This window comes from Pseudomonas sp. UMAB-08 (genome assembly GCF_900095225.1).
In the GTDB taxonomy this organism is placed as follows: domain Bacteria; phylum Pseudomonadota; class Gammaproteobacteria; order Pseudomonadales; family Pseudomonadaceae; genus Aquipseudomonas.
Genome location: NZ_LT607417.1, coordinates 96,618 through 112,066, shown reverse-complemented (window position 1 = coordinate 112,066; position 15,449 = coordinate 96,618). Strand labels below are relative to the sequence as shown.

The 15,449-nt window shown below is 58.3% G+C and carries 15 protein-coding genes and 6 pseudogenes; 16 read left to right on the top strand and 5 right to left on the bottom strand.

Annotated elements, in window-relative coordinates:
• Nucleotides 1-56: 56 nt before the first annotated feature.
• Nucleotides 57-962 (bottom strand): LysR family transcriptional regulator, encoded by a 906-nt coding sequence (locus tag K0F75_RS08500; RefSeq protein ID WP_219061433.1) that lies wholly within the window; start codon nucleotides 960-962, stop codon nucleotides 57-59.
• A 133-nt stretch (nucleotides 963-1,095) separates the two neighbouring features.
• Between K0F75_RS08500 and K0F75_RS08495 the strand changes: the two genes are divergently transcribed.
• The 7 genes and pseudogenes from K0F75_RS08495 to K0F75_RS08465 all read left to right on the top strand — a co-directional run.
• Nucleotides 1,096-2,388 carry a CitMHS family transporter gene (locus K0F75_RS08495; protein WP_219061432.1) on the top strand — a complete coding sequence of 431 codons (1,293 nt, stop codon included), beginning with the start codon at nucleotides 1,096-1,098 and terminating at the stop codon, nucleotides 2,386-2,388.
• A gap of 1 nt (nucleotide 2,389) precedes the next feature.
• Entirely contained in the window at nucleotides 2,390-3,754 is a 1,365-nt protein-coding gene (locus tag K0F75_RS08490) for an acyclic terpene utilization AtuA family protein (RefSeq protein WP_219061431.1), read from the top strand.
• Nucleotides 3,751-4,074: a hypothetical protein gene (locus K0F75_RS08485; protein WP_219061430.1), complete on the top strand. Its 324-nt coding sequence runs from the start codon at nucleotides 3,751-3,753 to the stop codon at nucleotides 4,072-4,074. Before K0F75_RS08490 ends, K0F75_RS08485 begins: the two co-directional genes overlap by 4 nt.
• A gap of 264 nt (nucleotides 4,075-4,338) precedes the next feature.
• Nucleotides 4,339-6,414: a TonB-dependent siderophore receptor gene (locus K0F75_RS08480; protein ID WP_257604292.1), complete on the top strand. Its 2,076-nt coding sequence runs from the start codon at nucleotides 4,339-4,341 to the stop codon at nucleotides 6,412-6,414.
• Between the two features lie 346 nt (nucleotides 6,415-6,760).
• The gene (locus K0F75_RS08475) at nucleotides 6,761-7,486 is read left to right on the top strand and encodes an HAD family phosphatase (protein ID WP_257604285.1); all 726 of its coding nucleotides are present in this window, start codon (nucleotides 6,761-6,763) and stop codon (nucleotides 7,484-7,486) included.
• A gap of 31 nt (nucleotides 7,487-7,517) precedes the next feature.
• A complete protein-coding gene (locus tag K0F75_RS08470) occupies nucleotides 7,518-8,768 on the top strand; it encodes a transaldolase family protein (RefSeq protein ID WP_219061428.1) in 1,251 nt (416 codons plus the stop codon).
• A pseudogene (locus tag K0F75_RS08465) lies at nucleotides 8,765-9,010 on the top strand (sulfotransferase family protein); the annotation flags it as partial. The gene K0F75_RS08470 and the pseudogene K0F75_RS08465, both read left to right, overlap by 4 nt.
• Nucleotides 9,011-9,088: 78 nt before the next feature.
• Here the strand turns inward: K0F75_RS08465 and K0F75_RS25650 are convergent.
• Nucleotides 9,089-9,295 (bottom strand): annotated as a pseudogene (locus K0F75_RS25650) (integrase); the annotation flags it as partial.
• 22 nt (nucleotides 9,296-9,317) lie between these two features.
• On the opposite strand from K0F75_RS25650, the gene K0F75_RS08460 reads away from it, so the two are divergent.
• Both K0F75_RS08460 and K0F75_RS08455 read left to right on the top strand, forming a co-directional pair.
• The gene (locus K0F75_RS08460; protein ID WP_219061427.1) at nucleotides 9,318-10,130 is read left to right on the top strand and encodes a terminase TerL endonuclease subunit; all 813 of its coding nucleotides are present in this window, start codon (nucleotides 9,318-9,320) and stop codon (nucleotides 10,128-10,130) included.
• Between the two features lie 7 nt (nucleotides 10,131-10,137).
• A pseudogene (locus tag K0F75_RS08455) lies at nucleotides 10,138-10,788 on the top strand (phage portal protein); the annotation flags it as partial.
• Nucleotide 10,789: 1 nt separating this feature from the next.
• Here the strand turns inward: K0F75_RS08455 and K0F75_RS08450 are convergent.
• The 3 genes and pseudogenes from K0F75_RS08450 to K0F75_RS08440 form a co-directional block, all read right to left on the bottom strand.
• A pseudogene (locus K0F75_RS08450) lies at nucleotides 10,790-11,464 on the bottom strand (phage major capsid protein); the annotation flags it as partial.
• Nucleotides 11,461-12,105, bottom strand: coding sequence for an HK97 family phage prohead protease (locus tag K0F75_RS08445; protein ID WP_219061425.1), 645 nt, complete (start codon nucleotides 12,103-12,105; stop codon nucleotides 11,461-11,463). The gene K0F75_RS08445 and the pseudogene K0F75_RS08450, both read right to left, overlap by 4 nt.
• Nucleotides 12,089-12,649, bottom strand: a pseudogene (locus tag K0F75_RS08440) (phage portal protein); the annotation flags it as partial. The gene K0F75_RS08445 and the pseudogene K0F75_RS08440, both read right to left, overlap by 17 nt.
• Between K0F75_RS08440 and K0F75_RS08435 the strand changes: the two are divergent.
• The 7 genes and pseudogenes from K0F75_RS08435 to K0F75_RS08405 form a co-directional block, all read left to right on the top strand.
• Nucleotides 12,649-13,182: pseudogene (locus tag K0F75_RS08435) on the top strand (phage major capsid protein); the annotation flags it as partial. The pseudogenes K0F75_RS08440 and K0F75_RS08435 sit on opposite strands and share 1 nt — an antisense overlap.
• 67 nt (nucleotides 13,183-13,249) lie before the next feature.
• Entirely contained in the window at nucleotides 13,250-13,441 is a 192-nt protein-coding gene (locus tag K0F75_RS08430) for a hypothetical protein (protein ID WP_219061424.1), read from the top strand.
• Nucleotides 13,442-13,741, top strand: coding sequence for a head-tail connector protein (locus K0F75_RS08425; protein ID WP_219061423.1), 300 nt, complete (start codon nucleotides 13,442-13,444; stop codon nucleotides 13,739-13,741). It abuts the gene before it with no gap.
• On the top strand, nucleotides 13,741-14,067 hold the full coding sequence (locus K0F75_RS08420; RefSeq protein ID WP_219061422.1) for a head-tail adaptor protein: 327 nt from the start codon (nucleotides 13,741-13,743) through the stop codon (nucleotides 14,065-14,067). The genes K0F75_RS08425 and K0F75_RS08420 overlap by 1 nt, the downstream gene beginning before the upstream one ends.
• Before the next feature lie 2 nt (nucleotides 14,068-14,069).
• Entirely contained in the window at nucleotides 14,070-14,495 is a 426-nt protein-coding gene (locus tag K0F75_RS08415; RefSeq protein ID WP_219061421.1) for an HK97 gp10 family phage protein, read from the top strand.
• Nucleotides 14,492-14,878 (top strand): DUF3168 domain-containing protein, encoded by a 387-nt coding sequence (locus tag K0F75_RS08410; RefSeq protein ID WP_219061420.1) that lies wholly within the window; start codon nucleotides 14,492-14,494, stop codon nucleotides 14,876-14,878. Before K0F75_RS08415 ends, K0F75_RS08410 begins: the two co-directional genes overlap by 4 nt.
• Before the next feature lie 58 nt (nucleotides 14,879-14,936).
• Nucleotides 14,937-15,410 (top strand): phage tail tube protein, encoded by a 474-nt coding sequence (locus K0F75_RS08405; protein WP_219061419.1) that lies wholly within the window; start codon nucleotides 14,937-14,939, stop codon nucleotides 15,408-15,410.
• The last annotated feature ends 39 nt before the right edge of the window (nucleotides 15,411-15,449 follow it).

Below are 15,449 nucleotides of genomic sequence, written 5' to 3'. Positions count from 1 at the left end.
GGAGGACACCGTTTTTTTCAAATTCTGGATTTTTTGCAGGCTCGTACAGGTTAGGTTCAGGTCGGGGGCAGTGGGTCTGATTGATCCAGCACCGACCTCATCAGCTCTACAAACCGCTGTGGCGCCGGGCTCAGGCTTTGACCTGCGCGGGTGATAAGACCGATTTCGCGGCTGACACCGGGGTGATCGACTGGCACACGCACCAGATCGCCACGGCCATCGTCGGCGGACTCCGGCAGCAGGGTCATCCCCAGCCCTTGGCGGACCAAGGCCAGCACTGTCGACATATAATTGGCTTCCAGCCCCGGTATCAGGTGCAGACCCTCTTCGGCGAATAGCTGCTCAACCCGTTCGCGCACGCTGCTGTCGCGTCCGGTAAGGATCATTGGCTGACCTGTCAGCGCCGAGAGCCTCACTGATTGGCGTGATGCCAGCGGATGATCGCCCGGGATAAACAGGCACAACCGATCCACCATCACCACCTCAAAGTCCAGGCCGTGCCCCATCCGCGCTCGCACACCCAAACCGAAATCGACTTCGCCATCACGCACCAGCGCGTCGATACGTTGCGCTACCACATCGCGCAGGCGTATCTCGACTCCGGGAAACTGTTCGCGAAACAGCTTCAGTACGGGAGGCAGTGCACCTGAACAGATCGAGGGCAGGGCCGCGATGGTCACCACGCCTCGGCGTAGCGCCGCCAAATCCCGCGAGCCGGCAACAATGTTGTCCAGGTCCAGCAGCAGCTTTTCCATCGGCCCCAACGTCTTTTGCCCGGCCGCCGTCAGGCTGACCTGACGCGGGCTGCGCTCGAGCAGCGTGACACCCAGCCAGTCTTCGAGTTGTTGAATCTGCACGGTTAGCGCCGATGGCGACAGGTGCAAGGTGACTGCCGCCTTGGCAAAACTGCCGCTATGGGCCACGGCGAGAAAGGCACGGATGTGCTGGATTGAGTTCTTCATTCTGTTTTTCCGAACGAGGTGCGGTGAACATTTCAATTTACAAAGATTACCCCGATTTTCAATACTCGTTGAAAACAACAACGGTTCATTCCACTGCCTCGGGCGGTCAGGAATGACACACAGGACCCTGCCCATGCTCGCAACGCTCGGTGTTATCACCATCCTCTGTCTGCTCACCGCTGTAATGAGCAAACGCCTTTCGCCACTGGTTGCACTTATTGCGTTGCCGATCATTGCTGCATTGATTGGTGGCTTCGGCCTGGAAACCAGCGCCTTCATCATTACCGGCATCAAGAACGTTGCCCCGGTGGTGGGCATGTTCGTGTTCGCCATTTTGTTCTTTGGGGTGATGACAGACGCCGGGATGCTTGACCCCATCATTGATCGGATCCTGCACACGGTAGGGACGCGACCGACACGGATCGTGACCGGCACCGCGTTACTGGCGTTGTTGGTGCATCTGGATGGCTCGGGGGCGGTCACTTTTCTGGTGACCATCCCGGCCATGCTCCCGCTCTATAATCGGCTCGGCATGGATCGGCGCATCCTTGCGTGCGTCACTGCGATGGCGGCCGGGGTCAACTTCCTGCCCTGGACCGGCCCGGTGCTGCGCTCCTCAGCTGCGTTGCATGTGCCGGTGTCGGACCTGTTTCAACCTCTGATTCCGGTGCAGATCGTGGGCCTGATATTCGTCTTCACCTGCGCCTGGCTGCTTGGTCGCCGCGAAGAGCGTCGGCTGGGTCTAGGCGCTGGTGCCACGGTCGATGTGGTTCCCCAGCGTACCCTCAGCATGGAAGAGGAAGAGCTGCGTCGGCCGCGACTGTTCTGGCTCAATCTGCTGCTGACCGTATTGGTAATGGGGGTGATGATTGCTGGTTGGGTCGACCCGGTGGTGATGTTCATGCTCGGTACCGTATTGGCGCTGTGCATCAACTACCCGAACGTCGATGCCCAGCGGGCGCGCGTCGATGCGCACGCCAAAACGGCCTTGACCATGGCCAGCATCCTCCTGGCCGCCGGGGTGTTCACCGGAATCATGCAGGGCAGTGGCATGCTCAAAGCGATGGCTGAAGTGGCGGTGGCGCAGATCCCGGCTGGCCACGGTCATTTGATCCCGGCGGTAGTGGGTTTTCTGTCCATGCCGTTGAGCCTGCTGTTCGATCCAGACTCGTTCTATTTCGGTGTGATGCCGGTGATCGCTGAAGTCGGCAAGGCGCTGGGCGTCAACCCGCTGCAGGTGGCTCAGGCTTCGTTGCTCGGCGTACACACCACCGGGTTCCCGGTCAGCCCGCTGACGCCAGCGACCTTTCTGTTGGTCGGCCTGTGCAAGATCGAGTTGGCCGACCATCAACGTTTCACCATCCCCTTTATGTTCGCCGCGTCGGTGTTGATGACCCTGACCGCATTGCTCCTGGGAGTCTTCTGACATGAAAACTTTACGCATAGGCTCTGGCGCCGGTTATTCGGGCGACCGCATTGAGCCGGCCGTGGAACTGGCCGAGCAGGGCGATCTGGACTATCTGGTCTTTGAATGCCTGGCCGAACGCACCATTGCCCTGGCACAACAGGCCCGCCTGGCGGATCCCGAGGCGGGTTACGACCCCTTGCTGAGCGAGCGTATGCGCCGGGTGCTGCCTTTTGTCGGTCGGGGCATTAATGGCAATCGCCGCCGCTTGCGTGTGATTACCAACATGGGTGCCGCCAACCCGCTGGCCGCCGTTCGCGAGGTACGGCGGATCGCTGCGGAGCTGGGGTTGAACAGCCTGAAAGTCGCCGCCCTGACCGGCGATGATGTGCTCGATGCGTTGCTGGCCGATCCCTCCTTGCTACTCGATAACGGCACAAGCCTGGGCTCGCTGGGCGAAAGACTGATCTCGGCCAATGCTTATCTGGGCGCGGCAGGCATCGTCGAAGCGCTGCAGGCCGACGCGGATGTGGTGATCACTGGCAGGGTGGCCGACCCATCGTTGTTCCTCGCACCGCAGTTGTTCGAGTTTGGTTGGGCTGAAGATGATTGGGCCTTGTTGGGGCGTGGCACATTGGTCGGCCATCTGCTCGAATGCGCCGGGCAGATCAGCGGCGGGTACTTTGCCGATCCCGGCTACAAGGATGTTCCCGATCTGGCTCGGCTGGGCTTCCCGCTGGCCGAGGTGGATGCGCTCGGGCAGGCGGTGATCAGCAAAGTGTCGGGCTCGGGCGGACGCATCGACACCGCCACCTGCACCGAACAACTGATCTATGAAGTGCACGACCCAGCGGCGTACCTGACGCCGGATGTCAGTGCCGATTTTTCTGCGGTCAGCTTCAGCGCCGACGGTGTCGACCGGGTGCGTGTTGCGGGGGCAGACGGGCATCCACGGCCTGAAACCTTGAAGGTGTCGGTGGGTTACCTCGATGGCTGGATCGGCGAAGGGCAGATCGCGTACGGCGGCCCCGGTGCACTGGCACGTGCACGGCTTGCTCGTGAGGTCGTGCTGGAGCGGCTGAAACTGACCGGCGTGCGCTACGACGAAGTACGCGCCGAGCTGATTGGCGTCGATGCGCTGCACGGGGCCGGTCTGGGTTCACGCACGAGCAGCGAACCGTGGGAAGTGCGTTTGCGGGTGGCCGCGCGCTGTGCTGATCGGGCCGAAGCGGTGCGGGTCGGCAATGAGGTGGAAACCCTGTACACCAACGGCCCTTACGGCGGTGGCGGGGCCAGCAAAAGCCTGCGTCAGGTGGTGGCGGTCGCGTCGCTGTACCTGCCGCGTGATGCAGTCACCCCACACGTTCACCTGGAGGATGCCCCATGAGTACCGTCAAACTGCGTGAGCTGGCCCATTCCCGCACGGGCGACAAAGGCGACACCTCGAACATTTCGGTCATCGCCTACCGCGCCGAAGACTACCCGCACCTGTGCCAGACGCTGACTGTCGAGCGCGTCACGACCTGGTTCGCTGAGTTGCTCGACCCGGTGGCAGGCCCCGTTCGGCGCTATGAGTTGCCGAATGTCCATGCCCTGAACTTCGTCCTGCCCGGCATCCTGCGCGGCGGCGTGACCCGGTCCCTGGCACTGGATGCCCATGGGAAGGCGCTGGGGGCCGCAGTGCTGGACATGGAAATTGAGTCATAGCTCCCGGAGGGGCATGACTCGCGTTAATGTGGTCATCAAAAAAATATTTTGAACGTCGGTGAGATAAAACGTTTCAGCAATCCGATAGTGAGAATAAGATTCGTTTCCATGTAAGCGAAAACACTATTCGAGAGCTCAGGTTTATCCATGACAAAGCATCAAGCCGGTTTTTATGTGCCCGTGCCGACAGCGGTTGCGCCTCTGTCGTATCGACTGCGCAATCTGTACACGGCGGCGGCCACGCTGTGCGCCTTGAGTGCGCCGATGGCCTTTGCCGAGGAGATGCAGCTTGAGGCCGTCAACATCGATGCTAAGGCTCAATCGCTCGACGCCGAGGAGCTTGAGCGCAGCCGCACAAGCTATCAGGCACGGCGCGCCACGGTCGCGACCCGCACCGATGCGCGTCTGGTGGAGGTCCCGCAATCGGTGAACGTGGTCACCAACCGGGTCATCGAAGACCGCCAACCGGCGAGTCTGGACGAGGCGATCAATGCGGTGAGCGGGGTCAAACAGGGCAACACCCTGGGCGGCACTCAGGACGCGATCCAGAAACGCGGTTTCGGTACCAACCGTGACAACTCGATCATGCGTGACGGCATGCAGTCAGTGCAGGCGCGTAATTTTACGCCCACCACCGAGCGCATCGAAGTGTTGAAAGGCCCTGCGTCGATGTTGTATGGCGTGCAGGACCCCGGTGGGATCATCAACGTGGTGACCAAAAAGCCACAGCTGGAAGCCGCTCACTCGATCTCTGCATTCGGCTCCAGCTTTGGCGGCGGAGGCGAGCAGATTGATCTCACCGGGCCGCTGGGTGCTAGCGGTCTGGCCTACCGGTTGATCGCCGACAAACAGAACGTCGATTACTGGCGCAATTTTGGCAGCATCGACCAGACAGTGATTGCGCCTTCGCTGGCCTGGTATGGCGAGGACACCAAGGTTTCTGTCGCCTACGAACACATGGAATATTCGGTGCCATTCGACCGAGGCACGCAGATCAATCCGAAAACCGGCAAGGTGCTCGACATCCCGCGCACTCGCCGCCTGGACGAGCCCTTCAACGTCACCACTGGGCGTTCGGATTCGGTGGACCTGCGTATGGAGCATCGCCTGAACGACAGCTGGACGCTCAACACTGGTTATGGCTACAGCCGCAACTATTACAACGACAATCAATCGCGGTTCATGTCGGCGAATGACGACACCGGTCTGGTGACCCGGCGCGCCGATGCGACCCGCGATGCGGTGCAGGTGGCCCACACAGCCACGGTCAATACCCTGGGCAAGCTGTACTGGGGCGATACGCTGCACGAAGTATTGATTGGCGCCGACTACATGAATAACCAGCGGGATCTGGGTGACCTGCTGCGTAACACCGCCAGTGCCGACTTCAATTACAACGCCCCGGTGTATGGCGTGGCGCCGCTGCCGAGCAAGGTCAGTGCAGCAAACAGCGACCAGAGCGACCATCTGCAAACCCATGCGTTCTTCGTGCAGGACTCGATGCACTTGGGCGAGCGCTGGATTGTGCAAGGTGGCCTGCGCTACGACGCATTCGATGAAATCACCGGCAAGGGCCGACCGTTTGTGGTGGGTGCCGACGTCAAGGACAGCAAAGTCGTGCCACGCGTAGGGCTGGTGTACCTGATCCAACCCGACTGGTCGGTGTACGGCAGCTATACCGAATCGTTCCGCCCCAACACCTCGATTGCTACGCCGATTGGTGACTTGCCACCCGAAGAAGGCAAGGCCTATGAGTTCGGCACCAAATTTGAAAATGACGCGATCACCGCCACGGTAGCGCTGTTCACGATCAACAAGAAGAACGTGCAGACCAGCGAAGCCTGCGGCGCTGAAATGTGCACCCGGGTCTCCGGCGAGGTGCGTTCCCGTGGCCTTGAAGCAGACATCACCGGCCAGCTCGACGAGTTCTGGAGCGTCACTGGCAGCTACGCGTACACCGACACCGAGGTGCTTAAAGACCCAATCCTCGAAGGTGCACCCCTGGACGGCGTGTCGAAGCACACCGCGGCGGCGTACCTGACCCGAGACTTTGGCCATGTCGGTGTGGGCGACTTGCGTGCAGGAGCGGGCGCACGTTACGCCAGCCGCTGGAGGGTGAACGATGGCGCTGGCGTCGAGTATTACTTGCCGTCTTCGACCGTAGCCGATGCGTTTGTCAGCTACAAAATGAAGATTGAAGACCGTGACCTGACGCTGCAGCTCAACCTGAAAAACGTGTTCGACGAACGCTACTACGTGTCCAGCAGTGGTCTCGGTTCGCCCGCCATCGTCATTGGCGAACCTCGCCAGCTGGTTGCTCGTGCCACGCTGAACTTCTGACCGACGCGATCTGGCTGGCTACCTACGCAGACGGTCGTGGGTCATTTCGTATATGAATGACTTTGGGCATTAAGACCGTGTATGGGGATATAAAACATAGTCGAACGAGTGCTTTGTTATATCAACACTATTCATATGGGTAATTGATGGCTTTGTGCCCCAGCATAAATAATCACGTATATCAGTGGCTTAGCAAAAATTAATCACTAATAGATATTAAAATATAATTTTAATATCTATTAGTGATTAATAAGCCATTAAAACAGCTTTGACAGGCCTCTGTAATGGATCCAATCTGTATTTCTGAAATGCCACATCGGCTGAAGGTCAACAGGGGGGATGGGGCATGCGCACCAACGGTTATGCTCAAGACGTCACTTCAAAACCTCGCATCATTGAAGCCTCATGTCTTGAAAACCTGCCCGACCTGATCATTTTTGATTGCGACGGCGTGTTGGTTCAGAGCGAAGAAATCACCCTCAGCGTATTGGCACATTTGTTCAATGCCCACCTGCGCGATAAACGTCCAGTGCGGCCTCTGCTGGAGATCAACGACTGCATCCGGCGCTTTAGAGGACGCAAGATCAATACGTGTCTTGATGAACTTCAGGATGAGTATTCGACCCTGCTGCCACTCAATTTTGAAGCCGTGCTGAGGAAGCAGGCCTTAAGTCGCTATACAACTGATTTGCAGGCCACCCCAGGCATTATTGATCTGGTGTCGAGCCTCAATACTCGCCTGTGTGTGGCCTCGAGCGCGCCGCGTTCGAAGGTCGAGCAGTGTTTGAAACTGACCCGCTTGTGGCCCTGGTTTGAAGGCAAGGTCTTTAGTTGCTACGAGGTGGGCACCTGGAAGCCTGATCCGCTGGTTTTCCAGACCGCGTGTCTGAGCAACGGCGTCAATCCTGATCGGGCATTGGTCATAGAAGACAGCATTCCCGGTGTTCAGGCCGCAGTGGCTGCCGGGATACGGGTGTTGGGGTTCGGCCCTCCCGATCGACATCCCGAGCTGAAAGAGGCGGGCGCCGTGACCTTTTCCAGCATGAATCAACTGCGCAGCCTGATGGCTTGAATCTATTTCGATAACGAAGGGAATCACTAGCATGGACGACCGGGATTTTGTTCGCCTTCTAAAAAGTTTTAATGCCAACTCCGAAGTCTGGTGGGACGCTTCGCCGACAGGCTACGCGGCCTTCAAACAACAGTTATTACACCGCTATCCGACGGTGAGCGGTTACATCAATGAATTGTTACCTGAGCAGTTTGCCGACAGTCCATCGGGGGTCAGTGGCGCGACCACTAATCCCCGGCTGGTCACCGCCGCCATTCTCGACGAATCGTCAAGGTGGGTGCCGCGCATTCAGGCACTGAGTCAGACACTCAGCGCCGCGCACGTTCAGGAAAGACTCTATACCGAGTTGATCACCCAAGGTGCTTCCCTGTTGAACCCGCTGTGGCAACAAACCCGGCACCGCCAGGGTTGGCTCTCGACCCAGGTCGATGTCAATGATATTCATTGCGCCGAGCGCATGGTTCAACAAGGGCTGGCGCTGACGAAAATCGCTCCCAATGTAATGATCAAGGTGCCGGGTAGCCAGGCCGGTTATGACGCCATCGAGCAACTGGTCGCGCAAGGGTGCTCAATCAACAATACGTTTTGTTTCACCGTTTCGCAGTTTGCTGCCTGCATGAGGGCCATTCGCCTGGGGCGGGCAGCTGCTTTGCACAACGGCACGGACGTGAGCGGCGCGCGCTACGTGATTACATTCATGATCGGCCGATTTGGCGCCGAGTCGCTCTTGGGCACGCAAGCCCGTGAGCGCGGGATTGAGCTGACGCCTGTGGATAAGCGCTGGGCAGAGATAGCGATTTATCACGCTATTCAGGCCCTTTTGTTGCGGTCCAATAGCCCGGCCCGACTCTTGATCTCCAGCATCAAGGTTGACCGTATGCCCGGCGAGCTCAGCCGTTGCTGGCACCTTGAAAAAACCGGGGAGCGCGAAACCTGCTACACGCTAACGCCGGAAATTATTGAGTTTCTGGTGCAGCGCGAAAGCATCGGTTGTTCGGTACAACCTTCGGCTTCGCGCGTCCCTCGTGCGGTTCTCCATAAGTTGATGAAGATCCCTTATTTTCGCGACGCTCGTTTTGAAGAGTCTATCGCTGCCCGCGATTTTGCCCGGCACCCGGCATTTATCTGTGCCCACGCTGAAGCCGTTTTGGCACATCAGCGGCTGTCAGACTTCATCCAGGGGGCGAGCCAGGCGGTACCGATGAGCATGCCTTTCATTGGCGCCGTGTCTCGGCCCGGACAGACCGTCAATCAGGCTGTTTTGTTGCGAGCGCCAGCATGAACAAAATGATCGCGCTCTGGGCTCACCCTCGATCACGCTCGACTGTGCTGGAGCGTGTGTTTATCGAACGCAGGGATTTTGAAGTGTTTCACGAACCCTTTGCGCACATGGCTTTCGATGACCACTCCGCGATCCCTTCGGACAACCTCGATTGCGGGCTGCCCACAACCTACGTCGCGATCAAAGCGCTATTGCGTTCGGCACGCGAGCGCAGCCACGTCTTCCATAAGGACATGTTCTATCTATAAGATGTTGATTTAAAAGGAATTAAAACCATCCCCAAAACCTCCCCAATATATCAGCAAAACTGCCGTGGCAAACTAAGCAACGTCGATCCACTCAGTGCCGCGACTATCGCGGTAGAGATCAGTCATCGCCGCGCTTTTGTGGCCAAGCAGCTTTTGAGGATCGCGCCCTTCAGCCGCATGAAGGCGGGCTGAGAGGGATCGCATTTCGTGAAAACTTGGCGGATGGTCGCTCAGTGGAATTCCATAAGCTGCAGCGGCCTTATCCCTGACTTTGGCGAATAACCCGCATTTTGACGACTTCATGAACAAGGAGGAGGTTCGTCGGCAGGCCTCAGACGCCAAGCGCCTGCCGAGTCGCGAGCCCGCTTACCGAAACTTGATCCTGAATCAGCGCGTCGAGGCGCGTAGCCCGTTTGTGAACAGGACGATCTGGTCTGAAAACGGCGCCAAACCTCAATCTCTCGATGGCCGGAGAGTTTATGGCGGTCTCGATCTCTCGGCGGTGAGTGACTTGACCGCGCTGGAGCTGGTGAGCGATGACGGCGACGTCGAATCGACTTTCTGGCTACCGGAGGATGGGTTGACGGAGAAATCCAGAAATGACCGGGTTCCGTATGACCAGTGGGCACGGGATGGATTTCTAGAAACCTGCCCGGGCCGAGCGATTGAGTATGACTTTGTCGCCGAGTACCTCCGGACAGTCTTCGATCGATGCGACGTTCAGGTCATCAACTTTGACCGCTACAACATGCGCTTTCTCAAGCCTTGCTTGATCAGGGCGGGATTTTCAGAGGAAGAGCTGAGCCGGTTCCATGAGTTCGGGCAGGGCTTCCAGAGCATGTCACCCGCGCTGCGCGAATTTGAATCGATGCTGCTGGCGAAAAAGCTTCGTCACGGTATGCATCCGGTACTGACGATGTGTTCAGCCAACGCCGTAACGGTCACCGACCCGGCTGGCGGGCGCAAATTTACCAAGTCCAAGGCAACCGGCCGTATTGACGGCATGGTTGCCTTGGCCATGGCCGTTTCAGCCGCGAGCAGCGGAGAGGCGGAAGAAGACAGCAAGGGCGATATCGCCCACTACCTCCAACACGGATTTTCCGGACTTCTATAGGCTCACTATGGCTTCTCGCTGGTACAACCCGATGAGCTGGAGCTTCTTCGGCTTTAACGATCCAAAAACAGGCCAGTACATCGAGGTGAATACCGACCTCGGAGGAGAGACGCGCTCCGGCGAGGTAATAACTCCGAAGAAGGCGATGGCCATCCCGATTGTCTGGTCGTGCATCAAGATACTCAGCGAAACGGTCTCGGGTCTTCCGCTGAAGCTATACGACGATCTGCCCACGGGTCGAGTGCTCGCGAAGGGCACCAGCAGGGCAGTGCGACTACTCGCCAAGCCCAACCCGTACATGACAATGCTCAACTTCATCAAGGCGATCATTGTCAACATGGCGCTTCGAGGGAACGCGTTCGCGTTGATCGAGCGCAATGATGCCGGGGAATTCATCGGCTTCATTCCGCTGAGTGCCGATGCGGTGGAAGTAAACACTGACGACGAGCTTATTTACTGGGTGACCTTGAAAGGGCAGCGATTCCCTGTATCCCCAGAGTTCATGCTGCACTTCAAGATATTCAGCGCTGACGGTATCAACGGATTATCCCCGGTCGAGTTTCAAAAAGAGGCAATGGGGCTGGCCAAGGCTGCGCAGAGCTGGTCATCGCGCTTCATGCGCAAAGGCGGCTTTACCGGCGGCTACGTTATCTACGATCTAGGTCGTAGCGCAGCAGCTCTTGAATGTAGCTGTAGAGCTGGGGCACATCGTCCAGCGCTTCATCGGTCACCGGCATCCATACGGCGATCTTCTTGATCGTGTCGGTCACCTGTTCAAAGGTCACGTTGCTGGTTGGCTTGGCCCCGCCTTCTGGCACCATCCCAGCACCCAGGGTGTGCAGCAGTTCGCGGAAATAAGTGAACGCCTGGCCGGTCACCGGAGTGGTGGGGATCAAGTCGCGAATCAGCAGGTTCTGGCGCGGCGCGCCTTGGATCACCGGATCATACTGCGGCGCGACCAAGCCAGAACTGGTGACCTTGGTTTCGGCCATGCTGGCCATGTCGGACTTACTAACCTCGATCTCAGCCGAAGACTGATTTTTTTGGGTCAGCGCCTGGTACTTCTCGTTGCCCTTAACGAAGTCGATGAAACTTTTCTTCTCACCGCCAGCAGTTCGCAACTTGACACCTTTCTCTTCGAGCTTTTGCACCTGCTCGATGACGCGCTCGATCTCGCCCTTTTGGTTTTCGATCTGCGCCTTCATGGAAGCTGTGACGGTGTTGCCCTTCTGTAGCTCGTCAGCAACGGCGTCATACTTCAGTTGCAGCCCGCCGAAACCTTCCTTCAGCTTGGCTTCAAGGGAATCTTTTACTTCTTTAACTGGATCGGTCATGGCGACACTCCAAAAATTTGGTCAAAGGTGATTGATAGTTTTTTCAGCTCTTCCACGGTCGCCGTGGCCGCGTCACCACCATCACGGTGGAACGCTGGATAGCCGAGCGAGGCGACTGCGGCCGCCTCCTTCTGTGAAAGCCCCATGCGTTCACGCAGGGCATTCTCAAAAATTCTGATGTCCGACTTCACGTCGGTGACTTGCGCTTCGGGATTCATGCCGAACGGCACCAGCGAGGCTTCCCAGAGCTCAGCCTGCTTGATGATCCGCACGCTCCGGCCGGCCCGCTCTTCATAGGTGGCCACCAGCGTGTTGAAGCCAATGGACATGCTGTCGAGTGTGCCGTCCTTCATCAGCTCGTACGCATCGCGCGCATAGCTCACCGCGAGGTTGACCTTGCCCTTGATGAACAGGCCGTGATCGTCCTGGGAGAACTCAGCCGAACCGACCAGCCGGGTCAGATCGTGGAACAGTGCCAACTTCAAGCGGCCCGCCCGAGTGGTTTTCACCTTGGTGAACGCGCCCGGAAGGATCACGTCGTCACCCAGGTCGATGTTGTTGAACACTGCGGCATAGCCTTCAAAGTTACCGGCGTCATCGACGGCCTTAACTTCGAAGGGGACTTCAAGTTTGCTTAGCATTGGTCTGCATCTCCCACCGGGTGACCCGGTCGTATTCTTCGCCAGACAGCGGAGGAAGGTTTTCTTTGCGGCGAACCTCGTTGATGGTCATCCACCCAGAGCCGCCTGACCCGCCAAGGGCGCTGCCGTAGTAAGTGGCGCGGCCTGCGCTGTCGGCGCGCAAAATGCCCTCCACCACGAACTCGACGAACTGAGTCGTGCCGCCAAATAGCTTGTCGTTGATCTCGTCCTCAATCGCCTTGATGTACGGGCTGAGGCCGAAGGTTATGAACCCGCTGGTTTGCTGCTCCAGGTTCGAGCCCATGATCGAGGTCTTGCCAGCGCGGTTGGCCAGGTAGAGCGGTACGCCCCAGATACCCGCCAGCGCCTCCTCTTGGAACTGCTGTGATTCGATGAACTGGCTGTCTTTCTGCGTCATGCCAGCCGGGACAATCTTCGGCCCGCCCTGCAGCAGCCCCATCTTCCCGATGTCCTCAACGTCGCCGTCGCGGATCTTGGGGAATTTGTCCAGCACTTGAGCTTGTTGGGCCTCGGTGAGGAACTGAGCTGAAGCGCGAAGGTCAGCTGTTGAAGGGTGACGGCACCGGTAACAACCTGAACGGCATCATGACTCAGGCCACCGTGTTCGATGCGAACCTGACCAAGGCGAGCGACACGGCAATCGACACGATCCGTCGAGCGATCTACCAGGCGCGCAAGCAGTCCAAGCTGCCTGCTGATGCCATCGTCATGTCCGACCTCGACTGGATGAACATCGAGCTGCAGAAGGATGGCGAGAACCGCTACCTGTTCGCCAACCTGCAGGGTTTGGTCACTCCGGTTCTCTGGGGTCGTCCTGTCGTTGCATCCGACAGCATGGACGAAGGCGACGGTTCGACCACTGGCGGCGAATTCCTGACTGGTTCGTTCCAGCAGGGTGCGCGGATCTATGATCGCATGGGCTTCACCATCAAGGTCGGCATGATCAACGACGACTTCATCAAGAACCAACGCGCGATCCTGGTGGAAGAGCGTTTGGGTCTGGCGGTTCGTAAGAAGTACGCCTTCGTTAAAGGCCGCTTCGCGCTGGCCGAGTGATCCACTCGACCCGCTGAATGATCCATCCCTTGGGGCCTCATGGCCCCATTTTCATTTGGAGAGAACCATGGAACTGAAAGTGCTCTGGGGCTTTGAAGGCGATCCTGCAAAGCTCAAAACCGAAAGTGGCCGCATCCAGGCTGGCGCTATTCTCGATGTCGAGGATGAAGAGCTGGCACATGCCTTGATCGGCAAGGGGCTGGTAGAGGCAGTCAAGCCTGCGTCCAACAAGCAAGCCAAAGCGACCGAGACCAAATAAATGCTCGATCTTGACCGCGTAAAACTGCACCTACGGGTTGATGGTAGTGAAGAGGACGTGGTCATTTCGGGTTACGTCGAGGCCGCCAAGGCTCATGTGGCCATGCATTGCGACCGTACTCTCGTCGATACAGCACCGGTTGGACCTGAGGAGATGGGTCTGACTCCTGATGTTGAGCAGGCTGTCTTGCTGCTGGTGGGCCACTGGTACGCGAACCGAGAGGAGGTCGTGACCGGGGTATCCGCCAGTCAATTACCGATGGGGGTCGCCGCACTCCTCTGGACAAGGAAGCGTTTCTGATGAGAGCCGGACCACTGCGACACCGCTGCTCCGTCCAGCAGCAAGCGCGCATTCCAGACGGAATGGGCGGCTACAAGCAAGGCTGGGCTGAGCTGCGCAAGGTCTGGGCAGAAATCACCGTGCCCACCGGTAGAACGTCAGTCGTCGCGCAGCAGATCACCGCCTTGGTCACTGCCGAGATTCGGGTCCGGCCTGCTACGGATTTAGTAGCGGGGCTACGCATTGTCGATGGAACAACGCGCTACTTTATCGAAGCTGCGCTGCCCGATAACGCGCATTCCATGCTTCGGCTGCTGTGCTCTCTCGTTAAAGCTCAGGAGGCTTGATCATGGCGCGACGCTCCAGCATGCAAGGCAACTTCAAGTTACGCGGTCTGCTGCGCCGGATCGGCAATCAAATGGAAAGCGATTTGCGGCCAGCCATGGTCGAGGCTGCCAACCTGGTGCTGGCGACACAGAAGGAACTGATGCCGCGCGATACTGGTGACGCCGAGGAATCGCTTGAGGCCTTTGTCTCGAAAAGCGGACTCGATGCGCAGATCGGTATTCGCGGCAAGAAGGACAACCGGCATCTCTTCTACACCCGGTTTGTCGAATACGGCACCAAGCAGTATGTCCGGGGCGATAGCACGGTTGCTGCTCGCCCTGCGCACCCCTGGCTTCGTCCGTCAATCGACCTACACCGGGACGATATCCGACTGATCATCAGCAGGGCGATTGCCAGTACGCTGAAAAAGGCGGCGGAGGCTACATGAGCGACCCAAGCTTGGCATTACAGGCGGCGCTGTTTCAAAAACTCTCGGCCAGCCTGACGGTGCCGGTGTTTGATGCGGTGCCGATGGGTACGGCATATCCGTATGTCACTCTCGACTATGAGGTTTCGGATAACGCATCGCCGATCTCCGGCAAGAAACGCGAAAACCGTCTGTTTTACCTGTCGGTCTGGTCCGATTACCAAGGGCAAGCCGAAGTGAAGCGGATCAACAGTGAGATAGCGTCCGCCCTGGACGAGATCGCGCTGCCGTTGAGCGCCGGCCGAGCCGTCTCGGTTCGCGTCCTGCGCACCAGCACCAACCGCGAACCGGACGGCGTCACCTACATGGGCAGCGTCACGCTCCAGATCATCACTCAACACTAATTCCAACTGAGCCACCGCCGCGTTGCGGCTTTATCACCTGTCCTAAGGAGGACTACCCATGGGTATTAATACCGGCGCCAACACGCGAATCTCAATCGGCGTGCGCCTCGCCGCCAAGCTTCCCGCGACCTCTGCGGCGGCCATCACTCTGCTGTCTGCCCTGACCTATATCGAGATCGGGGAAATGGAAAGCATCGGAGATTACGGCGACACGATCAACGACGTGACCTTCTCCGCGCTGGCTTCGGGTCGTGCCACTCACTTGAAAGGCCTGGCCGATGCTGGCTCGGTCGAGCTGTCGATCGGCTTCGATGCGGGTGATGCTGGCCAGCTTGCACTGGTGGCGGCGTTTCAGGATCGCTCGCAATACGACTACCCGATCAAAGTCGAGTACGTCGACGGCCTGGTGGATTACTTCGCGGCCAAGGTCATGAGCAACAAGAAGACCGGCATCAGTGTCGAGGGCGTAGTCAAGCGCACCGTGACCCTTGGCATCAACTCCGAAATCTACGAAGTGCCCGTCGCTCCGTAACTTGCCCCAGTTCCACCGATACCGTAATTCTACGGTGTC